Source organism: Cupriavidus phytohabitans, from assembly GCF_000426345.1.
Taxonomy (GTDB): Bacteria; Pseudomonadota; Gammaproteobacteria; order Burkholderiales; family Burkholderiaceae; genus Cupriavidus.
Genome location: NZ_AUFE01000014.1, coordinates 65,542 through 92,465 on the forward strand (window position 1 = coordinate 65,542; position 26,924 = coordinate 92,465).

At 67.8% G+C, this 26,924-nt stretch carries 25 protein-coding genes; 18 read left to right on the top strand and 7 right to left on the bottom strand.

Translation table 11 applies throughout. The features are described 5' to 3' along the window. The first annotated feature begins 9 nt into the window (after positions 1-9). The 6 genes from iscA to iscX all read left to right on the top strand — a co-directional run bounded on the left by iscA (position 10) and on the right by iscX (position 3,744). Positions 10-330 (top strand): iron-sulfur cluster assembly protein IscA, encoded by a 321-nt coding sequence (gene iscA / locus K309_RS0113210; protein WP_010809024.1) that lies wholly within the window; start codon positions 10-12, stop codon positions 328-330. A gap of 20 nt (positions 331-350) precedes the next feature. Then, a complete protein-coding gene (locus K309_RS0113215; protein WP_029046868.1) occupies positions 351-590 on the top strand; it encodes a DUF3565 domain-containing protein in 240 nt (79 codons plus the stop codon). A gap of 65 nt (positions 591-655) precedes the next feature. After that, positions 656-1,174, top strand: a complete 519-nt coding sequence (gene hscB, locus K309_RS0113220; protein ID WP_029046869.1) for a Fe-S protein assembly co-chaperone HscB — start codon at positions 656-658, stop codon at positions 1,172-1,174. 96 nt (positions 1,175-1,270) lie between these two features. Next, positions 1,271-3,136 (top strand): Fe-S protein assembly chaperone HscA, encoded by a 1,866-nt coding sequence (hscA, locus tag K309_RS0113225; RefSeq protein ID WP_029046870.1) that lies wholly within the window; start codon positions 1,271-1,273, stop codon positions 3,134-3,136. 40 nt (positions 3,137-3,176) lie between these two features. Next, positions 3,177-3,515, top strand: a complete 339-nt coding sequence (gene fdx, locus K309_RS0113230; RefSeq protein WP_025582290.1) for an ISC system 2Fe-2S type ferredoxin — start codon at positions 3,177-3,179, stop codon at positions 3,513-3,515. Between the two features lie 34 nt (positions 3,516-3,549). Next, positions 3,550-3,744, top strand: a complete 195-nt coding sequence (iscX, locus tag K309_RS0113235; RefSeq protein ID WP_029046871.1) for a Fe-S cluster assembly protein IscX — start codon at positions 3,550-3,552, stop codon at positions 3,742-3,744. Between the two features lie 78 nt (positions 3,745-3,822). On the opposite strand, the gene K309_RS0113240 is transcribed toward iscX, so the two are convergent. The 4 genes from K309_RS0113240 to prfB form a co-directional block, all read right to left on the bottom strand. Then, positions 3,823-4,527 carry a glycine zipper 2TM domain-containing protein gene (locus K309_RS0113240; RefSeq protein ID WP_029046872.1) on the bottom strand — a complete coding sequence of 235 codons (705 nt, stop codon included), beginning with the start codon at positions 4,525-4,527 and terminating at the stop codon, positions 3,823-3,825. A gap of 241 nt (positions 4,528-4,768) precedes the next feature. Then, on the bottom strand, positions 4,769-6,325 hold the full coding sequence (gene lysS, locus K309_RS0113245) for a lysine--tRNA ligase (protein ID WP_029046873.1): 1,557 nt from the start codon (positions 6,323-6,325) through the stop codon (positions 4,769-4,771). Positions 6,326-6,376: 51 nt separating this feature from the next. Then, entirely contained in the window at positions 6,377-7,135 is a 759-nt protein-coding gene (locus K309_RS0113250) for an SDR family oxidoreductase (protein ID WP_029046874.1), read from the bottom strand. Positions 7,136-7,278: 143 nt separating this feature from the next. Continuing rightward, a protein-coding gene (gene prfB, locus K309_RS41675; protein WP_156914353.1) for a peptide chain release factor 2 occupies positions 7,279-8,383 on the bottom strand; the annotation gives its coding sequence in 2 pieces (ribosomal slippage) (positions 7,279-8,301 and positions 8,303-8,383; 1,104 coding nt in all). Positions 8,384-8,587: 204 nt separating this feature from the next. On the opposite strand from prfB, the gene K309_RS0113260 reads away from it, so the two are divergent. Next, the gene (locus tag K309_RS0113260; RefSeq protein WP_029046876.1) at positions 8,588-9,304 is read left to right on the top strand and encodes a peptidoglycan DD-metalloendopeptidase family protein; all 717 of its coding nucleotides are present in this window, start codon (positions 8,588-8,590) and stop codon (positions 9,302-9,304) included. Positions 9,305-9,336: 32 nt separating this feature from the next. Here K309_RS0113260 and recJ read toward each other — a convergent pair whose 3' ends face one another. Then, positions 9,337-11,034 carry a single-stranded-DNA-specific exonuclease RecJ gene (gene recJ, locus K309_RS0113265; RefSeq protein WP_029046877.1) on the bottom strand — a complete coding sequence of 566 codons (1,698 nt, stop codon included), beginning with the start codon at positions 11,032-11,034 and terminating at the stop codon, positions 9,337-9,339. A gap of 66 nt (positions 11,035-11,100) precedes the next feature. Then, complete coding sequence (locus tag K309_RS0113270) at positions 11,101-12,216, bottom strand: hypothetical protein (RefSeq protein ID WP_029046878.1); 1,116 nt, start codon at positions 12,214-12,216, stop codon at positions 11,101-11,103. Positions 12,217-12,363: 147 nt separating this feature from the next. Here K309_RS0113270 and K309_RS0113275 point away from each other — a divergent pair, with 147 nt between their 5' ends. From K309_RS0113275 to K309_RS0113290, 4 genes are all read left to right on the top strand, one after another. Further along, positions 12,364-13,614, top strand: coding sequence for a lipoprotein-releasing ABC transporter permease subunit (locus K309_RS0113275; protein ID WP_029046879.1), 1,251 nt, complete (start codon positions 12,364-12,366; stop codon positions 13,612-13,614). Then, on the top strand, positions 13,607-14,347 hold the full coding sequence (gene lolD / locus K309_RS0113280; protein WP_029046880.1) for a lipoprotein-releasing ABC transporter ATP-binding protein LolD: 741 nt from the start codon (positions 13,607-13,609) through the stop codon (positions 14,345-14,347). Before K309_RS0113275 ends, lolD begins: the two co-directional genes overlap by 8 nt. A gap of 22 nt (positions 14,348-14,369) precedes the next feature. Beyond that, a complete protein-coding gene (locus K309_RS0113285; protein WP_029046881.1) occupies positions 14,370-15,221 on the top strand; it encodes a TatD family hydrolase in 852 nt (283 codons plus the stop codon). Between the two features lie 71 nt (positions 15,222-15,292). Next, complete coding sequence (locus tag K309_RS0113290) at positions 15,293-17,731, top strand: DNA internalization-related competence protein ComEC/Rec2 (protein WP_029046882.1); 2,439 nt, start codon at positions 15,293-15,295, stop codon at positions 17,729-17,731. Here K309_RS0113290 and K309_RS0113295 read toward each other — a convergent pair. Next, positions 17,728-18,675 (bottom strand): MurR/RpiR family transcriptional regulator, encoded by a 948-nt coding sequence (locus K309_RS0113295; protein WP_029046883.1) that lies wholly within the window; start codon positions 18,673-18,675, stop codon positions 17,728-17,730. The genes K309_RS0113290 and K309_RS0113295 overlap by 4 nt on opposite strands. Positions 18,676-18,927: 252 nt before the next feature. Here K309_RS0113295 and edd point away from each other — a divergent pair, with 252 nt between their 5' ends. From edd to K309_RS0113330, 7 genes are all read left to right on the top strand, one after another. After that, entirely contained in the window at positions 18,928-20,823 is a 1,896-nt protein-coding gene (gene edd, locus K309_RS0113300) for a phosphogluconate dehydratase (RefSeq protein WP_029046884.1), read from the top strand. A gap of 130 nt (positions 20,824-20,953) precedes the next feature. Continuing rightward, complete coding sequence (locus K309_RS0113305; protein WP_029046885.1) at positions 20,954-21,439, top strand: gluconokinase; 486 nt, start codon at positions 20,954-20,956, stop codon at positions 21,437-21,439. 325 nt (positions 21,440-21,764) lie between these two features. Continuing rightward, entirely contained in the window at positions 21,765-23,240 is a 1,476-nt protein-coding gene (locus K309_RS0113310) for a circularly permuted type 2 ATP-grasp protein (protein ID WP_029046886.1), read from the top strand. 55 nt (positions 23,241-23,295) lie between these two features. Continuing rightward, on the top strand, positions 23,296-24,249 hold the full coding sequence (locus tag K309_RS0113315) for an alpha-E domain-containing protein (protein WP_029046887.1): 954 nt from the start codon (positions 23,296-23,298) through the stop codon (positions 24,247-24,249). 56 nt (positions 24,250-24,305) lie between these two features. Beyond that, positions 24,306-25,151 carry a transglutaminase family protein gene (locus tag K309_RS0113320; RefSeq protein WP_029046888.1) on the top strand — a complete coding sequence of 282 codons (846 nt, stop codon included), beginning with the start codon at positions 24,306-24,308 and terminating at the stop codon, positions 25,149-25,151. Positions 25,152-25,281: 130 nt separating this feature from the next. Beyond that, positions 25,282-26,103, top strand: a complete 822-nt coding sequence (locus K309_RS0113325; protein WP_029046889.1) for a proteasome-type protease — start codon at positions 25,282-25,284, stop codon at positions 26,101-26,103. A 14-nt stretch (positions 26,104-26,117) separates the two neighbouring features. After that, positions 26,118-26,921, top strand: a complete 804-nt coding sequence (locus K309_RS0113330; protein ID WP_029046890.1) for an alpha/beta fold hydrolase — start codon at positions 26,118-26,120, stop codon at positions 26,919-26,921. Positions 26,922-26,924 lie beyond the last annotated feature (3 nt).

Here is a 26,924-nt window from a genome sequence, read left to right on the forward strand (position 1 = left end):
GACGCAACGATGATCACGATGACCGAGAAGGCGGCCAAGCACGTCGCCCGTTACCTGGAGCGCCGCGGCAAGGGCGTGGGCCTGCGCCTGGGCGTGAAGACCACCGGCTGCTCGGGCCTGGCCTACAAGCTGGAATACGTGGACGAGCTGCTGCCGGAAGACGCGGTGTTCGAGTCGCACGGCATCAAGGTCATCGTTGACGCCAAGAGCCTGCCGTACATCGATGGCACCGAACTTGACTATGCGCGCGAAGGGTTGAACGAAGGGTTCCGCTTCAACAACCCCAACGTCAAGGACGAGTGCGGCTGCGGCGAGTCGTTCACGGTCTGAGCAGCATTGCGGTAGCGTCGGTGGAGCGCAGCATCACCGAGTTCCACCGGGACGAGGAAGGCCATTGGGTGGCCGAACTCGATTGCGGCCATGGCCAGCACGTCCGGCACGATCCGCCGTGGCAGTTGCGGCCGTGGACGCAGAGCGAGCAGGGCCGCGCCGGCATGATCGGCACGCGGGTGAACTGCCTGAAGTGCGACCGCAACGAACCGCCGGCGGAGTGGGCCCTGGCGCGGGCCAGCCAGCCTGCCGGCCGCTAACGGCCGCTAATGGCGGCAAATGGACGAAGGGGCGGCGCGGCCGCTCTTTTTTCTTGGGGAAGCAGTTGAAAGACGATTTTTTTGCGCTGTTCGGCCTGCCGGCGCAGTTCGGCGTCGACGAGGCCGCGCTGGATGCGGCCTATCGCACCGTGCAGTCGCAGGCGCATCCGGACCGCTTCGCCAACGCCGGCGATGCCGAGCGCCGCGTGGCCATGCAGTGGGCCGCGCATGCCAATGAAGCCTATCGCACGCTGCGCCAGCCGCTGCGGCGCGCGACCTACCTGCTGAAGCTGCGCGGTGTGGATGTGCAGGCGGAGAACAACACCGCCATGTCGCCCGCCTTCCTGATGCAGCAGATGGAGTGGCGCGAAGCGCTGCAGGAAGCGGTGGAAGCACGCGACGTGGATCGCCTCGATGCACTGCTGCGCGAGCTGCGCCAGGAAAAGCGCGAGGCCCACGCCGCATTGGGCGCGCTGCTTGACGGCGGCGACAACGAAGCAGCCGGCGGCGCGGTGCGCCAACTGATGTTTATCGAGAAGATCGAGCACGATACCAGCGAGGCCATCGACCGGCTGGAAGACTGACCGGCACGATTGCCGGGGCCGTGACACAATGGCGCCCGGCTTGAAAACCGCCCGCATGGCGGTTTCCCCTGCCGTACAAGACAGCGAAGAATTACCATGGCACTGCTCCAGATTTCCGAACCCGGCATGTCGCCGGCGCCCCACCAACGCCGCCTGGCCGTCGGCATCGACCTCGGCACCACCAACTCTCTGGTGGCCGCGGTGCGCAGCAGCATCCCCGAGGTGCTGGGCGACGAGCGCGGCCGTGCGCTGCTGCCGTCGGTCGTGCGCTACCTGCCGGACCGTACCGCGCATATCGGCTATCGGGCCCAGGACGAAGCGGTGCGCGATCCCAAGAACACCATCGTCTCGGTCAAGCGCTTCATGGGCCGCGGCCTGCGCGACGTGGCCAATATCGAGCACAGCCCGTACGACTTCGTCGATGCGCCCGGCATGGTGCAGATCAAGACCGCCGCCGGCGTGAAGAGCCCGGTGGAAATCTCGGCAGAAATCCTGGCCACGCTGCGCCAGCGCGCCGAAGACACGCTGGGCGACGACCTTGTCGGCGCGGTCATCACCGTGCCGGCATATTTCGATGAGGCGCAGCGCCAGGCGACCAAGGACGCCGCGCGCCTGGCCGGCCTGGAAGTGCTGCGCCTGCTCAACGAGCCGACCGCCGCGGCCATTGCCTATGGCCTCGACAACGCGGCCGAAGGCGTCTACGCGGTCTATGACCTGGGCGGCGGCACCTTCGATATCTCGGTGCTAAAGCTCACACGCGGCGTGTTCGAGGTGATGGCTACCGGTGGCGATTCCGCGCTGGGCGGCGATGACTTTGACCAGCGCCTGCTGTGCTGGATCGTCGAGCAGGCCAATCTGCAGCCGCTGTCGGCGCAGGACATGCGCCTGCTGATGGTGCGCGCGCGCGCCGCCAAGGAAGCCCTGTCGGAAGCGGACAGCACCGTGATCGACGCAGTGCTTGACTCCGGCGAGATCGTCCACCTGACGCTGACTGACGAGACTTTCGAGAAGATCACCGCGCATCTGGTGCAGAAGACCCTGGCGCCTGTGCGCAAGGCGCTGCGCGACGCCGGCGTGACGCCCGACGACGTCAAGGGTGTGGTGCTGGTCGGCGGCGCCACGCGCATGCCGTCGATCCGCAAGGCGGTGGGCGATTACTTTGGCCAGACTCCGCTGACCAACCTCGACCCCGACCGCGTGGTGGCGCTGGGCGCCGCGATGCAGGCCAACCTGCTGGCCGGCAACCATGCGCCGGGCGAAGACTGGCTGCTGCTCGACGTGATCCCGCTGTCGCTGGGCGTCGAGACCATGGGCGGCCTGGTCGAGAAGATCATCCCGCGCAACAGCACCATCCCGGTGGCGCGCGCGCAGGAATTCACCACCTTCAAGGACGGCCAGACCGCGATGGCGATCCACGTGCTGCAGGGCGAGCGCGAGCTGGCCAGCGACTGCCGCTCGCTGGCGCGCTTCGAACTGCGCGGCATCCCGCCGATGGTGGCGGGCGCGGCGCGCATCCGCGTGACCTACCAGGTCGATGCGGACGGGCTGCTGTCCGTGACCGCGCGCGAGACGCATTCGGGCGTGGAAGCCTCGGTGACGGTCAAGCCGTCGTACGGGCTGGCCGACGACGATATCGCGCGCATGCTGCAGGACAGCTTCCGCGAGGCCGAGCACGATATGAAGAGCCGCGCGCTGGCAGAAGAACGTGTCGAGGCCGACCGCCTGGTCGAGGCCACCGAGCGTGCGCTGGAAACCGATGGCGACCTGCTGTCGGCCGAAGAGCGCGCGCAGGTCGAAGCGCTGATCGCCGGCGTGCGCGAGATCGCCAGGGGTGAAGACCACCTGGCGATCCGCGCCACGGTGGAAAAACTGTCGCACGGCACCGATGAATTTGCCGCCCGCCGCATGGACCGCTCGATCAAGAGCGCGCTGGCCGGGCGCAAGGTGCAGGAACTGGGCTGATCACCGCGCCTGCACCGCACTACAGAACCCAGGAAACGACATGCCACAGATCATTGTTTTGCCCCACGTCGAATACTGCCCGGAAGGGAAGGTGATCGAGGCCGAGAAGGGCGTCAGCGTCCTCGACTCGCTGCTTTCCCACGGTATCGATCTCGAACACGCGTGCGAGAAATCCTGTGCCTGCACCACTTGCCATGTGATCGTGCGCGAAGGCTTCGACTCGCTCAACGAGGCCGAGGAGAAGGAAGAGGACCTGCTCGACAAGGCCTGGGGCCTGGAGCCGAATTCGCGCCTGTCGTGCCAGGCCATCGTCGATGAGGAAGACCTGACCGTCGAGATTCCCAAGTACACCATCAACCACGCCAAGGAAGGCCACTGAGCCGCCGGCACAGATCTCAGCGGAGAACGAACCCATGAAGTGGACCGATACCTACGATATCGCCGCAGCGCTGTACGACAAATATCCTGATGTCGACCCCGCCGGCGTGCGCTTTACGGAACTGCGCAGCTGGGTGCTGGAGCTCGACGGCTTCGCCGACGATCCGGCGCGTTCGGGAGAGAAGATCTTGGAAGCGATCCAGCAAGCATGGATCCAGGAAGCGGAGTAAGCGCTCTGTATCGGGAAGAAGCAGAAAGGCCGGCGTGATTCGCCGGCCTTTTCCGTTGGTACTGCGCGAGCGTCGGTGTCAGCCTCTGACCAGCGCACCGTTCTCCATGTGCACGCGCTCGCCGACCTGTACCGCGGGATCCTTTTCATAGGTGAAGGTTCGGTGGCTGCCGTCATCCATGCGGACGCGCACTTCATAGTGGGTATCCTTGCTCACGGCCTTCTCGATCTGGTTACCCGCGACCCCGCCGCCCACCGCACCGACTACAGTGCCGACGATACGGCCATTGCCCTTGCCGACCTGGTTGCCAAGCAGGCCGCCGACCACCGCGCCGCCGAGCGCGCCCAGGCCGCTGGTGTTGGGCTTCTGGGTCTGTATCGGCGTGACGGCGACGATGCGGCCGGCATACGGGCTGCCCTTGGCGGCCTGGCGCGCGGTAGTAGTACGCGGCGCCGCTTGCGTCGGCTCCGAGGCGGTAGCGCTCTGGCGCGATTGCGCTGGCTGGCCGTCGTCATAGACAGGCGGGCGGGTCGTACTGCCCGGCGGCGCGGTCTGCGTGGTAACAGGCAAAGGCCCTTGCGGCGCCTGCGCACTTTGCTGGCTTTGCTGCGCGTTCAAGTCAGGACCGGCCTTGCTGAGCGGCAGCACGCCAGTGACGGCGGCGACGGCGGTCAGGCTGGCAATGACCACGGCCACGGCTGCCGCGCCGATCAGCGGATGCAGCCGGCGTTGCGACGGCAGCGGGGCGGGGGTGTGGTCGTGCGAAGTGGCTTGGCTCTGCATTGTGGCTCCGGTGCGGCGATGGCCGCGATGGGATGGAACCAGTTTGGCGGAAGCGGGGGGTGTTTTCCGTTTGTTTTTGTAAATTTATGTAGGCGGAAAAGGCCTTTTGTGTCAGTGGGTTACGAGGGGTCTGGGGAAGAGGAGAGGCGGCGCTGTAACAAAACGGCGACCGAAGGGAAGGGACTTGAAGTACACGCTCGCGCCCCTCTTCCGCACACGGAAGAGGGGCGCGAGCAAAGCGTCAGTCTTCCTTGCGCAGGTGCGGGAACAGGATGACGTCGCGGATATTCGGGCTATCGGTCAGCAGCATCACCAGGCGGTCGATGCCGATACCGCAGCCGCCCGTCGGGGGCATGCCGTATTCCAGCGCGCGGATATAGTCGGCGTCGAAATACATCGCCTCCTCGTCGCCGGCATCCTTCTGCTCGACCTGCTTGCGGAAGCGGTCGGCCTGGTCCTCGGCATCATTCAGCTCCGAGAAGCCGTTGGCGATCTCGCGGCCGGTGATGAACAGCTCGAAACGCTCGGTGATGCCCGGCACCGTGTCCGAAGCGCGCGCAAGCGGCGAGACCTCGACCGGGTAGTCGACGATAAAGGTCGGCTCCCACAGCTGGCTCTCGGCGGTTTCCTCGAATAGCACCAGCTGCAGCGTGCCCAGCCCGGCATTGAGGAACTGCGGCGCGTTGGTGTTGACGCCGAACTTCTTCAGCTCGACACGCAGGAATTCCGCATCGGCCAGTTGCGCGTCGGTGTACTGCGGCGCGAACTTCTGGATCGCTTGGCAGATGGTCAGGCGGTGGAACGGCTTCGACAGGTCCAGCTCGCGGTCCTGGTACGTCAGCACGGCGCTGCCGCGCGCGTCGATCGCGGCCTTGCGGATCAGGTCTTCAGTGAAGTCCATCAGCCAGCGGTAGTCCGTGTAGGCCGCGTAGAACTCCATCATGGTGAACTCGGGGTTGTGGCGCGGGCTCACCCCCTCGTTGCGGAAGTTGCGGTTGATCTCGAACACGCGCTCGAAGCCGCCGACGATCAGCCGCTTCAGGTACAGCTCGGGCGCGATGCGCATGAACATCTGCATGTCCAGCGCATTGTGGTGCGTGATGAAGGGCTTGGCCGCGGCGCCGCCCGGGATCGGGTGCAGCATCGGCGTTTCCACCTCCATGAAGCCGGCGTCGGCCATAAGGCGGCGCAGCGACGAGATCGCGTTGGTGCGGGCGCGGAAGGTGTTGCGCGTTTCCGGCGAGACGATCAGGTCCACATAGCGCTGGCGGTACTTCATCTCCTGGTCGGCCAGCCCGTGGAACTTGTCCGGCAGCGGGCGCAGCGACTTGGACAGCAGGCGCAGCTCGCGCACCTGCACCGACAGTTCGCCCTTGTTGGTGCGGAACAGCTCGCCGCGGGCGCTGATGATGTCGCCCAGGTCCCAGTGCTTGAAGGCGGCGTAGACCTCTTCGCCGACCTTGTCGCGCGTGATGTAGAACTGGATCTGGCCGCTGCCGTCCTGCACGGTGGCGAAGCTGGCCTTGCCCATCACGCGCTTGAGCATCATGCGGCCGGCGATGGCGACCTCGACCGGGCTGGCTTCGAGCGCGGCCTGGTCGGTCTCGCCATATTGCGCATGCAGCGCGGCGGCCTGGTGGGTGGGGCGGAAATCGTTGGGGAAGGCCACGCCTTGCTGGCGCAGCGCGGCCAGTTTCTCGCGCCGCTCCGCGATGATCTTGTTCTCGTCGACGGCGGGCGTATCCGCGGCGGCTGGCTTGGCCTGCGACTTGGCCTGGGCGTGATTCGGTTCGGTCATGATGTCTTGTAGCGTCGCACGCGGCGGGCCGCGCGCGGGTTCAGTATGGCTTCAGTAATTGCGGAGATCGTCCAGCTCGGTGCTGCCGAAATCCGGGCGGTGCAGGTAGGCGACGATGCGGCCCGCGGTTTCCTCGGCGGAAGCGAGCTGCTGGTTCGCCTTCAGGTCGCGGAAACGCTGCACCTGGGCAAACTCGGCGTTGCGGATCACGTCCTGCATGCCGGTATCGATCACGCCCGGCGCCAGCGCCACCGCGCGCACGGTGCGGGGCGCCGGTGCCTGCGCGTACTCGGCGTTGACCGAGCGCATGAACATGTCCAGGCCTGCCTTGCCGGCGCAATAGGCGCTCCAGCCCTCGATCGGGCGGCGCGCCGCGCCGGAAGAGATCGCCAGCACCTTGCGCGGGCAGTCGAACTTCTCGGTGCGCTCCAGGAAGGCCGCGGTCATCGTCATCGGCGCCGCCAGGTTGGTCAGCAGGTGCGGCACCAGCGTGCTTTCCTGCAGGCGCGAGACCGGGCCGATCGGTTCGACCACGCCGGCGTTCAGGATCAGCGTGGCACTGGCCGGCGGCTGGTCGAGGGTATCGATCACGCTGGCCAGCCAGGTGGCCGCGGGGCCGGCCTGGGACAGGTCCTGCAGGTGCCAGGCCACCGGCACGCCGCTCATGGTGGCGATGCGCTCCAGCTCGTTGTTGCGGCTGCGCGCGACGCAGATCAGGCGGTTGCCCGGCACGAGCAGGGCGTTGGTCAAAGCCGCGCCCAGCCCGCGCGAGGCGCCGGTGATGATGTAGAGGTGATTGGCTTCGCTCATGGTGCCCCGGTCGGAAAGGCCGCAGGTGCGGCGGTACAGCAGTGAGGTACAGCTGTCGATACAGCGAATGCGGTGATGCTGCTGTGCCGCCGTGGGTGCCGCCGCCGCGCCAAAGGGCGCGGGACGGGCAGCCCGGCACGGCCTTACAGTCCCTGCTTGAGGCTGGCCTCGATGAACGGATCCAGGTCGCCGTCCAGCACTTTCTGGGTGTTGGACATTTCCACGTTGGTGCGCAGGTCCTTGATACGGCTCTGGTCCAGCACGTAGGAGCGGATCTGGTGGCCCCAACCCACGTCGGTCTTGCCGGCTTCGAGCTTGTCGGCCTCGGCCTGGCGCTTGCGCATCTCGTGCTCGTACAGGCGCGACTTCAGCATCGACATGGCCTCGGCACGGTTGCGGTGCTGCGAGCGGTCATTCTGGCACTGCACCACGATGCCGGTCGGGATGTGCGTGATCCGCACAGCCGAGTCGGTCTTGTTGATGTGCTGGCCGCCGGCGCCAGAGGCGCGGTAGGTATCCACGCGCAGGTCAGCCGGGTTGACTTCCACTTCGAACGAGTCGTCCACCTCGGGATAGACGAACACCGATGAGAACGAGGTATGGCGCCCGCCCGACGAATCGAACGGCGACTTGCGCACCAGGCGGTGCACGCCGGTCTCGGTACGCAGGTAGCCGAAGGCGTATTCGCCCTCGATCTTAATGGTCGCGCTCTTGATGCCGGCCACGTCGCCTTCGGACTCTTCCAGCACCTCGGCCTTGAAGCCCTTGCGCTCGCAGTACTTCAGGTACTGGCGCAGCAGCATCGAGGCCCAGTCGCACGCTTCGGTGCCGCCGGCGCCGGCCTGGATGTCGATGAAGGCGTTGGCCTGGTCCATCTCCCCGGAGAACATGCGGCGGAATTCCATGTCCGCCACAATCTCCTCGAAGCCCTTGACGTCGCTTTCGATCGATTCGAGGGTCTCGTCGTCGCCTTCTTCCCTGGCGAGTTCGAACAGCTCCTCGGCGCCGCCAAGGTCGTCAGTGAGCTTGCCCAGGACGCCTACGACGCCCTCGAGGCTCTTCTTTTCCTTGCCGAGATCCTGGGCGCGCTTGGGGTTGTTCCAGACGTCCGGGTCTTCCAGCAGGCCGTTGACTTCGTCCAGCCTTCCTACTTTGACATCGTAGTCAAAGATACCCCCGTAGATCTTCCGTCCGGGAACGGAGATCGGAGATGGCACCGGAGATGGCGTTGAGGCGTTCTGCTTCCATGATGTTCCTGCGCTTCGAAAACCGTGAATTATAGCGGATTGGTTCCCGGAACCGGTCGCGGATTCGGGGATTGCGGCCGCCCCCGGCATGGGCGCGCGGCGAACGGAAAGCGCGTGCGATGGTCTATCCGGCGGTGCCGGGCAGCGCACGCGGCGATAATACGCACTCGCAAGCCGCCCGCGGCATGAAGACAAACAGGGACGCATGACGAAAACCAGACATGACATCGAGCCAGGCCGGCGCCGCGCGCTGGGCCTGCTGATTGCCGCCACGGCCGCCGCGGTCGCTTCCGGCTGCGGCACCACCGGCGGCCCCGTGCCGGATGGCTATTACCGCGTGGAACGGGGCGATACGCTCTATTCGATCGCCCGCAAGCACGGCCGCACCGTGCGCGACCTGACCCGCTGGAACAGCGACATCACCAGCCCCAGCCAGATCGAGGTGGGCCAGTTGATCCGCGTGCGGCCTGCCGGCGGCGCCGGCGCGACGGCATCCACCGGCACCGGCCAGGCCGTGACCGACACGCCGCGTGTCGACAGCGGCAGTTCGCGGCCGCCCGCTGGCGGTATCCGCCTGCAATGGCCAGCCGACGGCCGCGTCACCGCGGGCTACTCGCCGCCGGGCAGCAAGGGCCTGACCATCGCGGTGCCGGCCAACGGCACGGTGCGCGCGGCCGCCGCTGGCCGGGCCATCCATGTGGGCAACCTGCGCGGCTACGGCATGCTGGTGATCGTCAAGCACAACGACGACTGGCTGACGGTCTACGGCAACCTGGACCAGCCGCTGGTCAGCGAGGGCGCCACGATCTCGGCCGGACAGGACGTGGGCCGCATGGGCGCCAGCGCCAGCGAGCTGCACTTCGAGGTGCGGGGCAACGGCAAGCCGGTTGATCCGATGGCGTACCTGCCGTCGCGCGGCTAAGACCGGGGGACAAGCCCCAGGGCCCCGGCGCGCTACTGCGCGTGCTCGATCACCAACTGCACGCGCGTGACGCCGTTGAACGTGTTGTTGTCGAGCCGGTAGGCCACCTGCGCGCTGGCCCCGAGCGATTCGGCGTGGTTGAACCAGATTGCGTCGAAGCGCTGGCTGCCGCGCCCCAGCTGCAGCTTCAGGTGCTTGCCCTTGAGCACGCTCTGGCGCAGCACGTCGAACTCGCCGCAAAAGGTCGGTGCCGGGAAGCCCTGGCCCCACACCTGCTGCTCCAGCAGGGTGACGAATTCCGGGCTGAAGCAGTGGTCCTCGATATCGCCGTCGGTCTCGATCACGCGCGCAAGCTGGTCGTCGGTCAGCCATTCCTTGCCGACCGCTTCGAAGGCTTCCTGGAACTCGGCAAAGCGCTCGGCGCGCACGGTCAGGCCGGCCGCCATGGCATGGCCCCCGAACTTGACCATCATGCCGGGGCAGCGCTTGGACACCAGGTCGAGGGCGTCGCGCAGGTGGAAGCCCGGGATCGAGCGGCCCGAGCCCTTGAAGGTGGCTTCGTCGCCGGGCGCGAAGGTGATGGTGGGGCGGTGGAACTTGTCCTTGAGCCGCGACGCGACGATGCCGATCACGCCCTGGTGCCAGGTGTCGTTGAACACGCTGACGGTAAAGCGCGCCGACGGGTCCGGGCCAGCCAGCGGCTGCTCCAGGATCTGCAGGGCCTCCTGCTGCATGCCCGCTTCGATATCGCGCCGCTCGCGGTTCATGCCGTCGAGTTCCTGCGCGATTTCCCAGGCGCGGTTGGCATCATCGGTCAGCAGGCATTCGATGCCCAGCGACATGTCCGCCAGCCGGCCTGCCGCGTTCAGCCGTGGCCCCAGCCCGAAACCGAGGTCGAAGGTATTGGCGCGCGACGCCTCGCGTCCCGCGGCGCGGAACAGCGCCGCCACGCCCGGCTGCATGCGTCCCGCGCGCATCCGGCGCAGCCCCTGCGCCACCAGAATGCGGTTGTTGGTGTCGAGCTTGACCACATCGGCGACCGTGCCCAGCGCCACCAGGTCGAGCAGTGTCTGTAGCGGCGGCTGGGTGGCCTGGGTGTAGACGCCGCGCCGGCGCAGCTCGGCGCGCAGCCCCAGCAGCACGTAGAACATCACGCCCACGCCAGCCAGGTTCTTGCTCGGGAATTCGCAGCCCGGCTGGTTCGGGTTGACGATCACCGCCGCCTCGGGCAGCTCGGCGCCCGGCAGGTGGTGGTCGGTCACCACCACGTCGATCCCCAGCGCATTGGCCGCGGCCACGCCGTCGACGCTGGCAATGCCGTTGTCGACCGTGACGATCACGTCCGGCTGCTGCCTGGCCGCCAGCGCTACGATTTCCGGCGTCAGGCCGTAGCCGTACTCGAAGCGGTTGGGCACGATGTACTCGACCCGTGCGCCCAGCATGCGCAACCCGCGCACCCCCACCGCGCAGGCGGTGGCGCCGTCGCAGTCATAGTCGGCGACGATCAGCAGGCGCTTGCCGGCGGCGATGGCGTCGGCGAGGTAGGCGGCGGCATGGCCGATGCCTTTCATGGCGCCCGGCGGCACCAGTTCAGGCAGGTCGGTCGCCAGCTCGGCGGTGCGGGCCACGCCGCGCGCGGCCAGGATGCGGGCCAGCGTGGGATGCAGGCCGGCGGCGGCCAGTGCGGTGACGTGTTCGGGGGCGTAGGTGCGGATGGCGATCCGGGTCATGGCGGGGCGTTCTTGTTTTGCGGTAGGGGGCGGCAGTCGGGCGGCGGCAGGCGGGTTGTGCGACCTTCAGGCGGCAAAGGCGAGGTCGGACAGCAGGGCGCGCCAGTCGCCGCGCTGGCCCATGCCGCGCCAGAACTTGCGCAGGTCGGCACGGGTCACGGTGAACTCGGCAAAGTGGTTCTCGCCGCCCAGCACCAGCGTTACGGCGCCGATGCCGCCGATGCCACCTGCGGCCAGCGCCTCCAGCGCCGGCGCGAACCAGTCGGCATCGAGCGCATGCATGCGCTCGATCCACAGGCCCCAGTCCTCCGTGATATGGGCTTCGGTGGCAAGTTCCAGCATCGCCAGCACCGATCCCCCGGGCGCCGCCACGCCAGCCAGTCCCGCCGGCACCGGCAGCACGCGGCTGCCGGCGGCCAGCGCCAGCCCGGCGAGGAACGGGTCGTCGCTCAGTACCGTGTCGGCCAGGCGTGGCACGGCCTGCAGCCTGCCGCCGCCGTACAGCCAGACCGAGTTCACCGGCAGCTCGCCGCGCGCCTCGCGGGCCTGGTTGACCGGGTGGTCGAACCAGGTCATCTGGATCTCGTTCTGTACCCGGCGCCAGTCGCGCGCACGCTCGCCGGCCTGCATCCAGATGTCGATGTTGCGCCCGGCCGCGCGCAGCGGGGTGGTGGCTTCCAGCGGGCCGAACACGGCTTCGGGCAGGTACCAGCGCGACGGGCAGGGCGTCTCCAGCGCAATGCCGGATTCCTGCAGCAGCGGATCGATGGCGGCGTGCAGGGCGGCAGCCTCTTCCGGCCGGATGCCGAGATGCGCTGGCGGCATCAGCACCAGGTGGTCGCGCGCGGCGTGGATGTGCACCGGCTGCAGGCAGGCCCAGGACTGGCCGTCCGGGTGCGGGCCGGCTGCGCTGCTGTCGGCCAGCCGCATATAAGGCGCCGACGGCACCCGGCCGGTGTCCAGTCCCGTCTTGCCGGCCAGCCATCGCTCCTGCGGCAGGCTGCGCAGGAACGGGTCGTCATGCCGCTCGCGTGGGCCGGGCGTGGCCCGCGTCAGCAACTTTCCGAGCGCCGGCAGCTCCAACTGCCGCAGCAGCGCGCCGGGAATGACGTCGTCGCGGCCGTCGTCGCCGGCGCCCGGCGGGACGGAAAAGGGCACAATCAGGGTCAGGTGCGTCATCATGGTGGCGAGATTGTAAACTTCCGGCTGGCCGATGCCAGTCCCGCGCCGCTCCAGAGCATCCTGGACGGCGCCCGCCAAGGCTCGCACGAGTGCCGCCGGCGCCCCTCGCAAGGGCGGCGGCGATGTCCCGAAACAACAGGAATCCTCTTGAACTTTCCCTACGAGTGGCAGATCGGCTGGCGATACACCCGCGCAAGCAAGCGCGCCAGCCGCAACACCTTCATTTCATTCATCTCGATGATCTCGATGTTCGGGATCGCCCTGGGCGTGGCCGCGCTGATCGTGGTGCTGTCGGTGATGAACGGCTTCCAGAAAGAGGTGCGCGACCGCATGCTGTCGGTGCTGGCGCATATCGAGGTCATCGGCCCGTCGTCGCTGCCCGACTGGCAGCACACCGCGGCCGAGGCGATGCAGAACAAGGAAGTGGTCGGCGCCGCGCCCTACGTGGCCGCGCAGGCCATGCTGACCCGCGACGACGCCGTGCGCGGCGTGCTGCTGCGCGGCGTCGAGCCGTCGCAGGAGCCCAAGGTCTCGGACATCGGCAGCCAGTTCAAGTCCGGCAGCATGAAGGCGCTGGTGCCGGGCGAATTCGGCATCGCGCTGGGCAACGAGCTGGCCAATGCCATGGGCGTCCAGGTAGGCGACAAGGTCACGCTGGTTGCGCCGCAGGGCACCATCACGCCAGCCGGCGTGCTGCCGCGGCTCAAGCAGTTCACCGTGACCGGCATCTTCTCGTCTGGTCACTTCGAGTTCGACAGCGCGCTGGCGCTGGTCAACATGCACGATGCCGAGACGCTGTTCCGCCTGAGCGGCCCTACCGGCGTGCGGCTGAAGCTGCAGGACATGCAGCGCGCGCCGCAGGTGGCGCAGCAGCTCGCCGGCACCATGTCGGGCGAGCTGTACCTGCGCGACTGGTCCAAGCAGAACCGCAACTGGTTCGCCGCGGTGCAGACCGAGAAGCGCATGATGTTCATCATCCTGACTCTAATCATCGCGGTGGCGGCATTCAACCTGGTGTCGACGCTGGTGATGACCGTGACCGACAAGCAGGCCGATATCGCCATCCTGCGCACCATGGGCGCGCAGCCGCGCTCGATCATGAAGATCTTTATCGTGCAGGGCGTGGCCATCGGCTTTATCGGCACTCTCCTTGGCGTGGGCGGCGGTACGCTGATCGCGACCAATATCGATGTGATCGTGCCTTTCATCGAACGGGTGCTGCACGTGCAGTTCCTGCCGCGCGACATTTATTTCATCAGTGAATTACCCTCGGATCCCCGCGTGAACGACATCGTCACCATCGGCATCATTTCCTTCGTGCTGGCCACGCTGGCCACGCTCTATCCCAGCTGGCGTGCCGCCCGCGTCAACCCCGCGGAGGCGCTGCGCTATGAGTGAAGCCGTGCTGCAAGCGGATACCACCGCCAATGCGGCGGGCCAGCCGGGCACCGGTTCGCCGGTACTGGTTGCGGAGGGGCTGACCAAGCGTTTTCGCCAGGGCGGACTCGATGTCGAAGTGCTGCGCGGCGTGGACGTGCGCGTCAATGCCGGCGAGAAGGTCGCCATCGTCGGCGCGTCCGGCTCGGGCAAGAGCACGCTGCTGCATGTGCTGGGCGGGCTCGACAATCCCGACTCGGGCCGCGTTGCGCTGCTCGGCAAGCCGTTCACGGCGCTGCGCGAGCACGAGCGCAATGTGGTGCGCAACCGCTCGCTGGGCTTTGTCTACCAGTTCCATCACCTGCTGCCGGAATTCACCGCGCTCGACAACGTGGCGATGCCGATGCGTATTCGCGGCCTGACGCAGCACGATGCACGTGGCACGGCGCAGGCCATGCTGGAACGCGTGGGGCTGGGCGGCCGCTCCAAACACCGGCCGGGCGAGCTTTCCGGCGGCGAGCGCCAGCGCGTGGCGATCGCGCGCGCGCTGGTGGGGCAACCCGCCTGCGTGCTGGCCGATGAACCGACCGGCAACCTCGACGACCACACCGCCGGCGGCGTCTACGATCTGATGCTCGAACTGTCGCGCACGCTCGGCACCAGCTTCGTCATCGTCACCCACGACCTCGACCTGGCCGGCCGCTGCGACCGCGTGCTGCGATTGCGCGACGGCCACCTGCATCAGGAACGCTAGGCCAGGCCCCCGGCATTGCACCATGTGGATCGACACCCACTGCCATCTCGACGCGCGCGAATTCGACGCTGACCGGCGCCAGGTCGCCGACGCGGCCGAGGCCGCCGGCGTGCGCGGCATCGTCGTGCCGGCGGTGGCGGTGTGGAATTTCGAGGCGGTGCGCACGCTGGCGCACGAGGATTCGCGCTGTGTCTACGCGCTCGGCATCCATCCGCTCTGCTCGGCCGGTACAGGGCAGGCCGATATCGATGCGCTCCGGCGCGAGGTCGCGGCCAGCATGGGCGATCCGCGTTTCGTCGGCATCGGCGAGATCGGGCTCGATTTCTTTGTCGCCGGTCTCGATGCCAATCACCAGACCTGGCTCTATGCCGAGCAGCTGAAGATCGCGCGCGAGTACGACCTGCCGGTGCTGCTGCATGTGCGCAAGTCGCAGGACCAGGTCGGCGCGCAGTTGCGCAAGGCGGGCGTGAAGCGCGGCATTGCGCATGCGTTCAACGGCAGCCATGAGCAGGCGCGGCGCTTTGTCGAGCAGGGCCTCAAGCTTGGCTTCGGCGGCAACCTGACCTTCAGCCGCGCGCGCCGGATCCGCCGGCTGGCTGCAGACATGCCACTGGAGGCCCTGGTGCTGGAAACCGACGCGCCCGATATCGCACCCGCCTGGCTTGCCGATGACCAGTTCGGCGAGCAGCACAAGGTGCGCAACACCCCCGCGGAAGTCGCCGGCGTGGCGCGCGTGCTGGGCGAACTGCGCGGCATCGATGCCGCGGCGCTGGCGCAGGCGACCTGGCGCAATGCCGTCGACGCGCTGCCTCGGTTGGCGGCCTTCGCCGGAACCATGGCACCGGCCAGACACATAACTTCCACGAGTTCCTGACAGGCTGACAAGCTTTCCGCCGCGTCGCGCGGTTACAACTCTGGCTGTGTGCAATCAGCCGGGGAGGTGCCGTGCGCGTGTTCGTGGTGGCGTTCGTCGCGGGATGCTGGGTGCTGCAGCAGCAGGCAACGCTGCCGCGGCAGGACGTCGTGCGCATTGCCGCAGCCGGACTGGCGCTGGCCGGCATGGCGATGCTGGTGTGGGGCGGGCGCCTGCGTCCCGCTTGGCGGGGCCTGGTGCTGGCCGTGCTGGCCTTTGCCGCCGCGATCTGCTGGGCGGCATGGCGCGCCGACATGCGCTTGCGCGACTGGCTGCCTGACTCGCATGAATCGCGCGATCTCGATGTGCGCGGTGTGGTTTCCGGGTTGCCGTCTGAATCAGCGGGCGGCGTCCGCTTTGCCTTGACCGTCGAGCGGGCCGTGCCGGATGGGCCGGGCGAACCTGCGCCGACGTTACCTGGCAGGCTGCTTCTCCACTGGCGCGACGCGCCGCCTGACCTGTATCCCGGCCAGCGCTACACCCTGACCGTACGCCTGCGGCGCCCACGCGGACTGGCCAATCCCTTCGGCTTCGACTATGCCCTCTGGCTATTGGCGCAGGGCTATGGTGCGACGGGCTACGTACGGCGTGCACACGGTCCACCGCAGGAGGCAAGACGGGAACGGCTCGCATGGCGCATCGAAGCGTGGCGCGCGGCCGTGCGTGATCGCCTGCGCGCCGCGCTGCCGGCCGATGCGCGCTATGGCCCCGTGCTGATCGCGCTGGTGATCGGCGACCAGCGCGGCATCGATACGGAAGACTGGCAGTTGTTCCGGCGCACCGGCATCAGCCACCTGGTCAGTATTTCAGGGCTGCACATCACCATGATTGCCGGCATGGCGGGGTCGTTCGTCGGCATGCTGTGGCGGTATTCGTTCGGGCTGGGGCGCAGGCTGCGCCGGCCGCTGCCACTGTGGCTGCCGGCCAGGTATGCGGCCCTGGTGACGGCGGTAGCCGGTGCGGTGGCATATGGACTGCTGGCCGGGATGCAGATCCCCGCGTTGCGCACGGTGGCGATGCTATGCGTTGCCGCGCTGGCGGTATGGGGCGGGCGGGCACCGCCGGCGTCGGTGGTGCTGGCCTGCGCGGCACTGGCGGCATTGCTGCTGGACCCGTGGGCGGTGATGTCGCCGGGCTTCTGGCTGTCTTTCGGCGCGGTGGCGGTGATCTTTTACGCTGCCCGGTCCGAACATGGCGAGCTTGAAACCCGATGGCAACGCATGCGTGCCACGCTTGCCGCCGCCGCGCGCACGCAATGGGCGGTGACAGCCGGGCTGGTGCCGCTGACGCTGCTGATGTTCCAGCAGGTGTCGGTGGTGTCGCCGCTGGCCAATGCGCTTGCCATCCCCGTGGTCAGCCTGCTGGTGACGCCGCTGTCGCTGGCCGCCGCCGCCGTGCCGGCCGTGCCGGCCGTGCTGGCAGCGCCGTTGCTGGCCGTCGCGCATCAGGCGATGGTGTGGCTGGCAGCCCTGCTGGGCTGGCTGTCCGGCCTGCCTTGGGCCATGTGGGAAGCACCGGGATCCGGGCCGTTGCCTTTGCTGCTGGCCGGGCTCGGGATTGCGCTGTCGCTGGCCCCGCTGGCCAGTGCTGTGGTGCGCCTGCACGGCGGCCTGCTGGTGCTGCCGCTGGTGTTGGCGCGCGGGCCGTCGGTGGCGCATGGCGAGTTCCGCGCGATGATGCTCGATGTGGGGCAGGGGACCGCGGTGCTGGTGCAGACGCGCGCGCATGCGCTGCTGTACGACGCGGGGCCGGGCTATGCATCGGGCGCCAGCGCCGGTGCACAGGTGGTGGTGCCGCTGCTGCGTGGCCTGGGCCTGGGCCGGATCGACCACTTGATGGTCAGTCATGAAGACGCCGACCATGCCGGCGGCGTGGCCGACGTGGAAGCGGCGGTGGCCGTCGCGGCGCGCAGTACCGGCGCGCCACCGGGCCATGCCCTGCTCGGGCCGGTGCCGTCCGGGTGGGCGCCGTGCGCGGCCGGGCAGCAATGGGAATGGGACGGCGTGCATTTCACGGTGCTGCATCCGCTGCCATCGCAATCGCAGCATGCGGAGATTGCCAGCAATGCCCGCAGTTGCGTGCTGCACGTGGCAACCGCGCGGCATCGCTTGTTGCTGACCGGCGATATCGGCGAGGCCGAAGAACGCGCGCTGATCGACAGGCTGCCGCCCGAAGCGCTGCATGCCGACGTGATGGTGGTGCCGCACCATGGCAGCGGCACATCTTCCGGTGCCGTATGGCTGGAAGCGGTGCGGCCCCAGGCTGCCGTATTCCAGCTGGGCTATGCCAACCGCTACCGCCATCCACGTGCCGACGTGTGGGAGCGTTATGGGCGCGCCGGCATTGCCCGCTACCGCAGCGACGAAACCGGCGCTGTCACCATGGCCACAGCGCCGGCGGGTTATACGCTGTCGGTGTTTCGGCAGGCTGAGCCGCGCTATTGGCGCGCCAGGCCGGATGCGCCGCGCTAGCGGGGCTTGCGTCGCGCGCGGGTGGCTGCCGGGGCAGGCTTCACGTCCCCGGAATCCGGCTGGGCCGTGGCGCGGCCTCGGGCAGGCGGCAGCGTCCGTGCCGGTTCGGCGCCTGCGATGCGGCGTTCGCGCAGGTGGGCCTTGGCGCGCTGCAGGCCGGCGGCGACCGATTCCGCGCGCTCCAGCGCCACGCCTGCGGCCAGCACGTCGCCAAGCACAAGGTGGCTGATGCGGGACGTCATCGGTGTATAGACCTCGCTGTCTTCCTCGACGTCGGAAAACACGCAGACGTCGGCGAGCTTGGCCAGCGGCGAGCCGCTGTGTGTGATCGCCAGCACGCTGGCGCCGCTGCCGCGCGCCAGCGTGGCGGCGGTCAGCATGTCCCAGGTGCGACCGCTGTTGGACACCAGCACCGCCACGTCGCCGGCGCCGAGCAGTGCGGCCGACATGCTGAAGACGTGCGGGTCGGAGTAGGCGACGGTCGGGATGCCGAGACGGAAGAACTTGTGCTGGATGTCGAGCGCGACGATGCCGGAATTGCCGCAGCCGTAGAACTCGATGCGGCGCGCGCGGGCCAGCAGGTGGATGCCGTGCTCGATCTGGTCGGCCGACAGCGCGTTGCGCACGCTCATCAGCGTGGCGATGGTGCGGTCGAACACCTTGCCGGCGATGTCGGCGGGGCGGTCGTGGGCGTCGACGTCCTGGTGCACGAAGGGCATGCCGCCGCCGACGTTCTGCGCGAACTGCAGCTTGAACTCGCGGAAGCCGTCGTAGCCCAGCGCGGCGCAGAAGCGTGCGATGGTGGGCTGCGACACGCCTGCGCGCTCGGCCAGTTCGGGCATCGACAGGCGGATCACGGCGGCGCCGTGCTCGGCGACGTAGTCCGCCAGGCGGCGTTCGGAGGGGCGGAGCGTGTCATAGACGGCAAGGATTCGGTCGCGCATGGCGGCGGATGATCAGGTTGTGCGGGATTGCGGAATGTAGATATTCTACATCCAATGGCGCGGCATCATGCCCGAAAAGGTGCATGCCTGGATGTCAGGGTTTGCCCGTAATTCGGGAAAATCAGCGAATTCCGGCGCCATTGTGACGCATGACCTAGTCGACGGCGGCATTGCTATCGGTATAATGTAGAAAATCTACATGCGATTGCGCCGCTTTGGTGCTACGCCCCGACAACAAGGAACGTCTCCGCCATGCCCATTGCCGTCCATGCCGAGCTGTTGGCTGTCACCGAACGCATCGTTGCCCGCAGCCGCGCCAGCCGTGCCGCCTATCTTGCGCGCTGCGAGCGTGCGCAAGCCGAACTGGGGCCGCTGCGCGGCATGTCCTGCGCCAACCTGGCGCACGGCTTCGCCGCGCTGCCTGCCAGCGACAAGCTGAAGCTGCGCGTCGACCATGCGCCCAATCTCGGCATCGTCACCGCGTACAACGACATGCTGTCGGCCCACCAGCCCTATGAGCGCTACCCCGGCGTGATCCGCGAAGCCGCGCGCGCGGTGGGGGCCGTGGCGCAGGTGGCGGGTGGCGTGCCGGCGATGTGCGATGGCATCACGCAGGGCAATGCCGGCATGGAGCTGTCGCTGTTCTCGCGCGATGCGATTGCCATGAGCACGGCCATCGCGTTATCGCATAACACCTTTGATGCGGCGCTGATGCTGGGCGTGTGCGACAAGATCGTGCCGGGCCTGCTGATGGGCGCGCTGCAGTTCGGCCACCTGCCGGTAGTGTTTGTGCCGGCGGGCCCGATGGCCACTGGCCTGTCCAACAAGGAAAAGGCGCGCGTGCGCCAGCTCTACGCCACCGGGCAGGTCGGTCGCGATGCGCTGCTCGAGGCAGAATGCCAGGCCTACCACGGCGCCGGCACCTGCACCTTCTACGGCACCGCCAACAGCAACCAGTTCCTGATGGAAATCATGGGTCTGCACCTGCCCGGCGCGGCCTTCGTCCATCCGGATAGCGGCCTGCGCGACGCGCTGACGACCGCGGCGGCTCAGCGCGCGATCGCATTGCGCGCGCGCGGCAGCGAATACCTGCCGCTGGCGCGCATCGTCGACGAGCGCGCGGTGGCCAATGCCATGGTCGGCCTGCTGGCGACGGGGGGCTCCACCAACCACACCATCCATCTGGTGGCGATGGCGCGTGCCGCCGGCATCATGGTCGACTGGGATGATTTCGACCACCTGTCGCGCATCACGCCGCTGCTGGCGCGGGTGTACCCGAACGGCTCTGCCGACGTGAACCACTTCCATGCCGCCGGCGGCGCCGGGCTGATCATCCGCGAACTGCTGCAGGCCGGGCTGCTGCATGAAGACGTGCAGACCGTCGCGGGCCCGGGCCTGGCGCGTTACACGCAGGAGCCGGTGATGCGCGATGGCGTGCTGCAATGGCGCGAAGGGGCGACGGCCAGCGGTGACGCCCAGGTCGTTGCCAGCGCCGCGGCGCCGTTCTCGGCGGAAGGGGGGCTGCGGCTGATGCAGGGCAACCTGGGCCGCGGTGTGATCAAGGTTTCGGCTGTGGCGCCCGAGCACCGCGTGGTCGAGGCGCCGGTGCGCGTCTTCGATGCGCAGGAAGCGCTGCAAGCGGCGTTCGAGGCCGGCGAGCTGAACGGTGACCTAGTCGCCGTGGTCCGCTTCCAGGGCCCGAACGCCAATGGCATGCCTGAGCTGCACCGCCTGACGCCGGTGCTGGGCGCGCTGCAGGACGCCGGGCACAAGGTGGCGCTGGTGACCGACGGCCGCATGTCGGGCGCGTCGGGCAAGGTGCCTGCGGTGATCCACGTCGGCCCTGAAGCACTGGCCGGCGGCGCGCTGGCCCGCGTGCGCGACGGCGACCGCATCCGCGTCGACGCGGTGGCCGGCGTGCTGCAATGGCTGGGCGACGAGGGCGAGTTCGCGGCGCGCGAGCTGGCGCCGGCCCCGGCCGACGATTTTGCCCGGTTCGGCCTCGGGCGCGGGCTGTTCGGCTCGTTCCGGCGCCACGCGCGCATCGCGGAAGAAGGGGGCAGCGCACTCGACCTGTCCGAAGCGGATGCCGACGCGGCGCCAGTTATATCCGCCGCTGCCATGGCGGCGCAAACCGTCGCACAATAGCCTCACACTCATGCCCGCCGCCGGCACGCCGGCGCGCGGGAGCGGCCCGCAGGCATTGGCCAGGGCCGCGACCCCATCCGAAAGCAAGACAGCAAGATAGCAAGACGATACCAAGACCGACGGAGCAGACATGATCTATATCCTGATGGGCGTATCCGGCAGCGGCAAGACCACGGTCGGCCAGCTGCTGGCGCAGCGCCTGGGCTGCGGCTTCCATGACGCGGACGAATTCCACAGTGAAGCCAACAAGGCCAAGATGCATGCGGGCATCCCGCTGACCGACGAGGACCGCTGGCCCTGGCTGGCGGCGATGCGTGCCGCCATCGACGCGGCGCGCGCCGATGGCCGGACCCACGTGTTCACCTGCTCGGCCCTGCGCCAGGCATACCGCGACCGGCTGACGCCGCCCGACGGCGGCGTGACCTTCGTCCACATGAAGGGCGATGCCGCGCTGATCGCCGGGCGCCTGTCCGCTCGCAGCGACCACTTCTTCAACCCCGAGCTGCTGCAGAGCCAGTTCGATACGCTGGAAGCGCCGCGCGACGCGCTGGAACTCGATATCCGCCAGCCGCCCGAGGTCCTGGTGGAAACCATCCTGCAGGCTCCCGCTCGCTGAGGTTTTCGCCCTCGACCATCCGCTCCATCTCATGACGGCCGCCAGCCCCCGCTGGCGGCCGTTTTTGCGTACGCTGGCAGACATCTTGCTAATTCACTTTCCGTGCCGGCTGCGATTCGCCAGCTTGCGGCTTTCGCCGGTACAGGTATGCTGAAAGGGCCAGTGACTCGACAGTGTCGCCGCGCCAATCCCATCGGGGACCATTCCGGACCTTCCCGGGGCAATTGCGCGGCGGGCTTGTGGCAGGACAGCCAGGTCAAACCAGGGCGGCCGGATGCGGGGAAGTGGCAGCACCCGACGCCCACTACATGGAGGAGCGGCCATCATGGCGGGGCGGTTTTTCGACGAGATGCTGGACTGGCGCGCCGACGGGGCGCCCATGGTCATCCAGGCCGGGCAGTCGCTGCCCGACGGGGCGGTACGCCCGCATTACCGGCATTTCACGGACTGGCTGGCGCGGCAGTCCGGCAGCACCATGGACAACAAGCGGGCCGAGGCGGACCTGATCTTCCGGCGCGTGGGGATTACCTTTGCCGTCTATGGCGACAAGGACGAGGCCAACAGCGGCACCGAACGCACCATCCCGTTCGACGTGATCCCGCGCATCTTTCCGGCCAGCGAATGGGCGCTGCTGGAAAAAGGCCTGCGCCAGCGCGTGGCCGCGCTGAACCGGTTTATCCATGATATCTACCACGGCCAGGACATCATCCGGGCCGGCGTGATCCCGCCCGACCAGATCTACAACAACGCCCAGTACCGGCCCGAGATGCTCGGCGTCAGCGTGCCGCACGACATCTATGCGCACGTCGCCGGCATCGACGTGGTGCGCGCCGGCGAGGGCGAGTTCTACGTGCTGGAAGACAACCTGCGCGTGCCCTCCGGCGTGTCATACATGCTCGAAAACCGCAAGATGATGATGCGGTTGTTCCCGGATCTGTTCGCGCGCAACCGCGTCGCGCCGGTGGCGCACTATCCGGACCTGCTGCTCGACATGCTGCGCGGCGTGTCGCCGCAGGCGATCGCCGATCCCACCGTGGTGGTGCTGACCCCTGGCATGTACAACTCCGCGTACTTCGAGCACGCTTTCCTGGCGCAACAGATGGGCGTCGAGCTGGTCGAAGGCAGCGACCTGTTCGTCGAGGACGACCACCTGTTCATGCGCACCACGCAAGGGCCGCAGCGCATCGACGTGATCTACCGGCGCGTCGACGACGATTTCCTCGACCCGCTGGTGTTCCGGCACGATTCCGCGCTGGGCGCCGCCGGGCTGCTGTCGGTCTACCGCGCCGGCAACGTGACCATCTGCAATGCGATCGGCACCGGCGTGGCGGACGACAAGTCGATCTATCCGTACGTGCCCGACATGATCCGCTTCTACCTCGGCGAGGAGGTCATCCTCAATAATGTACCCACGTACATGTGCCGGCGCCCCGACGATCTGCAGTACGTGCTCGAGCATATGGACGAGCTGGTGGTCAAGGAAACCCACGGCGCGGGCGGCTACGGCATGCTGGTGGGACCGGCCGCGACACGCGCCGAGATCGATGCCTTCCGCGAGGTGGTCAAGGCCAGGCCCGAGCAGTACATCGCGCAGCCGACCCTGGCGCTGTCGACCTGCCCGACCTATGTGGAGTCGGGCATCGCCCCGCGCCATATCGACCTGCGCCCGTTCGTGCTGTCGGGCAAGGAGGTGCGCATGGTGCCCGGCGGACTGACGCGCGTGGCGCTGCGCGAGGGCTCGCTGGTGGTCAATTCCTCGCAAGGGGGCGGCACCAAGGACACCTGGGTGCTGGAACGATGACGACGACAACCCACCACGCGAGCAAGGCCGCCGCCGCCATGCGAGGAGACTCCACATGCTGAGCCGTACCGCCGACCACCTGTTCTGGATGGCCCGCTACACCGAGCGCGCGGAAAACACCGCGCGCATGCTCGACGTCAACTACCAGACCTCGCTGCTGCCGCAGTCGGCCGAGGTGGCCGAGCAGGGCTGGTGGGCCATGCTCGATATCTCCGAGCTGACGCAAGCCTTCGACCATAAGTACGGCTTGCTGTCGCGCGACGACGTGATCGATTTCATGGTGCGCGACATGACCAATGTGTCGTCGATCATGAGCTGCCTGCGCGCAGCGCGCGAGAACGCGCGCGCGGTGCGCGGCTCACTGACCACCGAAGTCTGGGAAACCGTCAACACCACCTGGCTCGACGTGCAGCGCATGATCGCCGACGGCGTGCTCAGGGAAGACCCGTCGCGCTTCTTCGAATGGGTCAAGTTCCGCTCGCATCTGGCGCGCGGCGTGCAGTTCGGCACCATGCTCAAGGACGATGCCTTCCACTTCATGCGGCTGGGCACCTTCCTGGAGCGCGCCGACAATACCGCGCGGATCCTCGACGTCAAGTTCCAGGCCTCGGGCAGCGATGACAGCAATCCCAACCGCGAGCAGAACGACTTCTACCATTGGGCAGCGGTGCTGCGCTCGGTGTCCGGCTTCGAGGTCTACCGCAAGGTCTATCGCGCGGTGGTCACGCCGCAGCGCGTGGCCGAGCTGCTGGTGCTGCGCCCCGACATGCCGCGCTCGCTGGTGTCGAGCATGGACGAGGTGGTGACGATCCTGGCCATGGTGCGCAACCAGCAGTCGGCCGAGACCGAGCGGCAGGCTGGTAAACTCCATGCCGACCTGAAGTACGCGCGCATCGACGACATCTTTGCCGTCGGCCTGCACGCGTACCTGACCAGCTTCCTGGAGCGCATCGGCGATCTCGGCAATGGCATCAGCCGGGACTTCCTGGTGCCGCTGCAGGCGGCCTGACATGGGCACGCCGGCGGCGACCATGTGCTGCCGCCGCCGCGCCGCGCCCTGATACCGTGAAATACAAGATCCATCACCATACTGTCTACCGCTATGCCGAGCCCGTGCGCCGCAGCGTGCACGAGCTGCGGCTCGAGCCGCGCTCGGGCCCGCTGCAGACCGTGCACAGCTGGCAGCTGTGCACGCCGGGCAACCCGTCGGCGGCGCGCGATGGCTTCGGCAACATCGTGCACAACTTCACCGTGGCGGGCCCGGCGGACACCATCGCCATCGAAGCCAGCGGCGAAGTGGAAGTGCTGCCGCCGCATGGCGACCTTGACCGCGATGGGCACCATGCCTTCTGCGATGCGCCGCCGGCTGGCGAATCGCGCGTATCGCCGCTGTACTTCCTTGGCACCACGCCGCTGACCACGGCACCGCGCGAGATGCAGGCCTTCGCCGCGCCTTTCCTGGCCGCGGGCCACGATATTCCCGCGTTGCTGGCACTGGCCCAGGCCATCGGCGAACGCGTGCGCTACAAGCCCAATACCACCGATGTCGGGACTTCCGCCGCCGAGGCGTTCGGCCTGGGCAGCGGTGTGTGCCAGGACCAGGCGCAGGTGATGGTGGCGGCCTGCCGCGCGCTCGGCGTCCCGGCGCGCTATGTGAGCGGCTACTTCTACGATCCCGCCGCCACCGAACTGGCCAGCCATGCGTGGGCCGACGTTTGCCTTGACCCGCAGCGCGAGATCTGGTGCAGCATCGACATCACCCACGGCTGCCTCACCGACGAGCGCCATGTGCGCCTCGCCGTGGGGCGCGACTATCAGTCCGCCGCACCGGTCCGGGGCATCCTGGAGGGTGGTGCCGGCGAGACGCTCGAAGTCAATGTTGTGATCACACCGCTTGCCGATCCAGTCTAGGCTCCGGCTGCGCCAATTAGGTGCCACATTCCAGAACCGGCACTGACAGGCGCAGCGGCGCTAGAATCCATTAATGCAGGCCTGCGGCCGGCCACTCCCGGCCGTCCAACAAGAACACCAGAACAAGACCATGACGTACTGTGTAGCCATGCGGCTGGATGCCGGCCTGGTATTCCTGTCCGATTCCCGCACCAACGCCGGGGTGGACGCCATCTCGACGGCACGCAAGATGACGGTGTTCGAAGAGCCCGGCGACCGCGTGATGGTGCTGATGACTGCGGGCAACCTCGCCATCAGCCAGTCGGTGCGCCAGATCCTGGCGGAAAGTCACGATGACAAGCGCTCGCTGTGGAATGCGCGCGACATGTTTGAAGCGGCGTCCATCGTCGGTGACGCTGTGCGCCAAGTACACAAGCGCGATGCGCACGCGCTGCGCGATGCCGGCATCGAATTCAATGTCAGCCTGATCTTCGGTGGCCAGGTCCGGGGTGAGCGGCAGCGGCTGTTCAACATCTATGCCGCCGGTAACTTCGTCGAAGCCACGCCGGAAAACTGTTATTTCCAGATCGGCGAGGCGAAGTACGGCAAGCCCATCATCGACCGCGTCGTGCATCCTTCGCTGCCGCTGGCCGAGGGCGCAAAATGCGCGCTGATCTCGATGGATTCGACGCTGAAGTCGAATATTTCCGTGGGTTTGCCGCTGGACCTGCTGGTCTACGAGGCGGATTCGCTGCGCGTGACCCGATTCGTCAATATCGACGAGCGCAATGCCTATTTCCGCATGATCCGCGATACCTGGGGCCACCGGTTGCGGCAGGTGTTCGGCGAAATCCACAATCCCGAATGGGATCCGGCCCAGCAGGCTGACTTCCCGCTGGCACGCAGTGGCGAGGGCGACTGCTGGGGGCAGCCCGTGCGCGCCAGGCGCAATCCCTCCCGCACCCAGGAATGAAGGGCGGGGCGGCGATGCGCGAGATCATCCATTTTTCCCATGCCAACGGCTTCCCGGTCACGACGTACCGCAAGCTGTTTGGCGAACTGGACGGCGAGTTCGAATTCCGCGCCGTGGACCGCTACGGCCACCGGCCGCAGTTCCCGGTCACACGCGGGTGGCCACACCTGGTGGAAGAACTGCTCGAGGAAGTGGGGCGCCAGTACCGGGAGCCGGTCTGGCTGGTCGGCCATTCGCTGGGCGGCTTCCTGTCGATGATGGCGGCGCTGCGCCGGCCCGAATGGGTGCGGGGCGTGGTGATGCTGGATTCGCCGATCATTGCAGGCTGGCGCGCTTCGCTGCTGAAGACGGCCCAGGTGCTTGGCATCGACGAAAAGCCCGGTCCGGCGGCGGTGACCAGGAACCGGCGTACGCACTGGCCCGACGCCGAGGCCGTATGGCAGCACTTTCGCAGCAAGCCGAACTTCGCCGTGTGGGATCAGGAGGTGCTGCGCGACTATGCGCTTCACGGCACCGAGCCGACCGGCAAGGACAACGAGCGGCGCTTGCGCTTCGACCGCGAGGTCGAATACTGGATCTACCGCACGCTGCCGACCAGCCTGGGACGCAAGCTCAGGCGGGGCGCGCCGGTGCCGGTCGGCTTCGTCGCCGGCACGCGCTCGCGCGAGGTGCGCCAGTGCGGCCTCGCGGCGACCCGCAAGCTGGTGGGCGAAAACCTGCGCTTTATCGAGGGCGGCCATTTGTACCCGATGGAGCGGCCGCGGGAAACGGCGCAACTGGTGCGCGACCTGATCGGAGCAATGCGCCGCGGGTGCTGAACA

Bases quoted from the DNA above. Each gene is read 5' to 3' on its own strand.
- K309_RS0113260 (WP_029046876.1), top strand. From the start codon at position 8,588: ATGACGAAAACCAGACATGACATCGAGCCAGGCCGGCGCCGCGCGCTG.
- K309_RS0113325 (WP_029046889.1), top strand. From the start codon at position 25,282: ATGACGTACTGTGTAGCCATGCGGCTGGATGCCGGCCTGGTATTCCTG.
- fdx (WP_025582290.1), top strand. From the start codon at position 3,177: ATGCCACAGATCATTGTTTTGCCCCACGTCGAATACTGCCCGGAAGGG.
- K309_RS0113250 (WP_029046874.1), bottom strand. From the start codon at position 7,135: ATGAGCGAAGCCAATCACCTCTACATCATCACCGGCGCCTCGCGCGGG.
- lysS (WP_029046873.1), bottom strand. From the start codon at position 6,325: ATGACCGAACCGAATCACGCCCAGGCCAAGTCGCAGGCCAAGCCAGCC.
- iscA (WP_010809024.1), top strand. From the start codon at position 10: ATGATCACGATGACCGAGAAGGCGGCCAAGCACGTCGCCCGTTACCTG.
- K309_RS0113305 (WP_029046885.1), top strand. From the start codon at position 20,954: ATGATCTATATCCTGATGGGCGTATCCGGCAGCGGCAAGACCACGGTC.
- K309_RS0113315 (WP_029046887.1), top strand. From the start codon at position 23,296: ATGCTGAGCCGTACCGCCGACCACCTGTTCTGGATGGCCCGCTACACC.
- recJ (WP_029046877.1), bottom strand. From the start codon at position 11,034: ATGACCCGGATCGCCATCCGCACCTACGCCCCCGAACACGTCACCGCA.
- K309_RS0113310 (WP_029046886.1), top strand. From the start codon at position 21,765: ATGGCGGGGCGGTTTTTCGACGAGATGCTGGACTGGCGCGCCGACGGG.
- K309_RS0113295 (WP_029046883.1), bottom strand. From the start codon at position 18,675: ATGCGCGACCGAATCCTTGCCGTCTATGACACGCTCCGCCCCTCCGAA.
- K309_RS0113330 (WP_029046890.1), top strand. From the start codon at position 26,118: ATGCGCGAGATCATCCATTTTTCCCATGCCAACGGCTTCCCGGTCACG.
- K309_RS0113270 (WP_029046878.1), bottom strand. From the start codon at position 12,216: ATGATGACGCACCTGACCCTGATTGTGCCCTTTTCCGTCCCGCCGGGC.
- edd (WP_029046884.1), top strand. From the start codon at position 18,928: ATGCCCATTGCCGTCCATGCCGAGCTGTTGGCTGTCACCGAACGCATC.
- lolD (WP_029046880.1), top strand. From the start codon at position 13,607: ATGAGTGAAGCCGTGCTGCAAGCGGATACCACCGCCAATGCGGCGGGC.
- K309_RS0113240 (WP_029046872.1), bottom strand. From the start codon at position 4,527: ATGCAGAGCCAAGCCACTTCGCACGACCACACCCCCGCCCCGCTGCCG.
- K309_RS0113285 (WP_029046881.1), top strand. From the start codon at position 14,370: ATGTGGATCGACACCCACTGCCATCTCGACGCGCGCGAATTCGACGCT.
- hscA (WP_029046870.1), top strand. From the start codon at position 1,271: ATGGCACTGCTCCAGATTTCCGAACCCGGCATGTCGCCGGCGCCCCAC.
- iscX (WP_029046871.1), top strand. From the start codon at position 3,550: ATGAAGTGGACCGATACCTACGATATCGCCGCAGCGCTGTACGACAAA.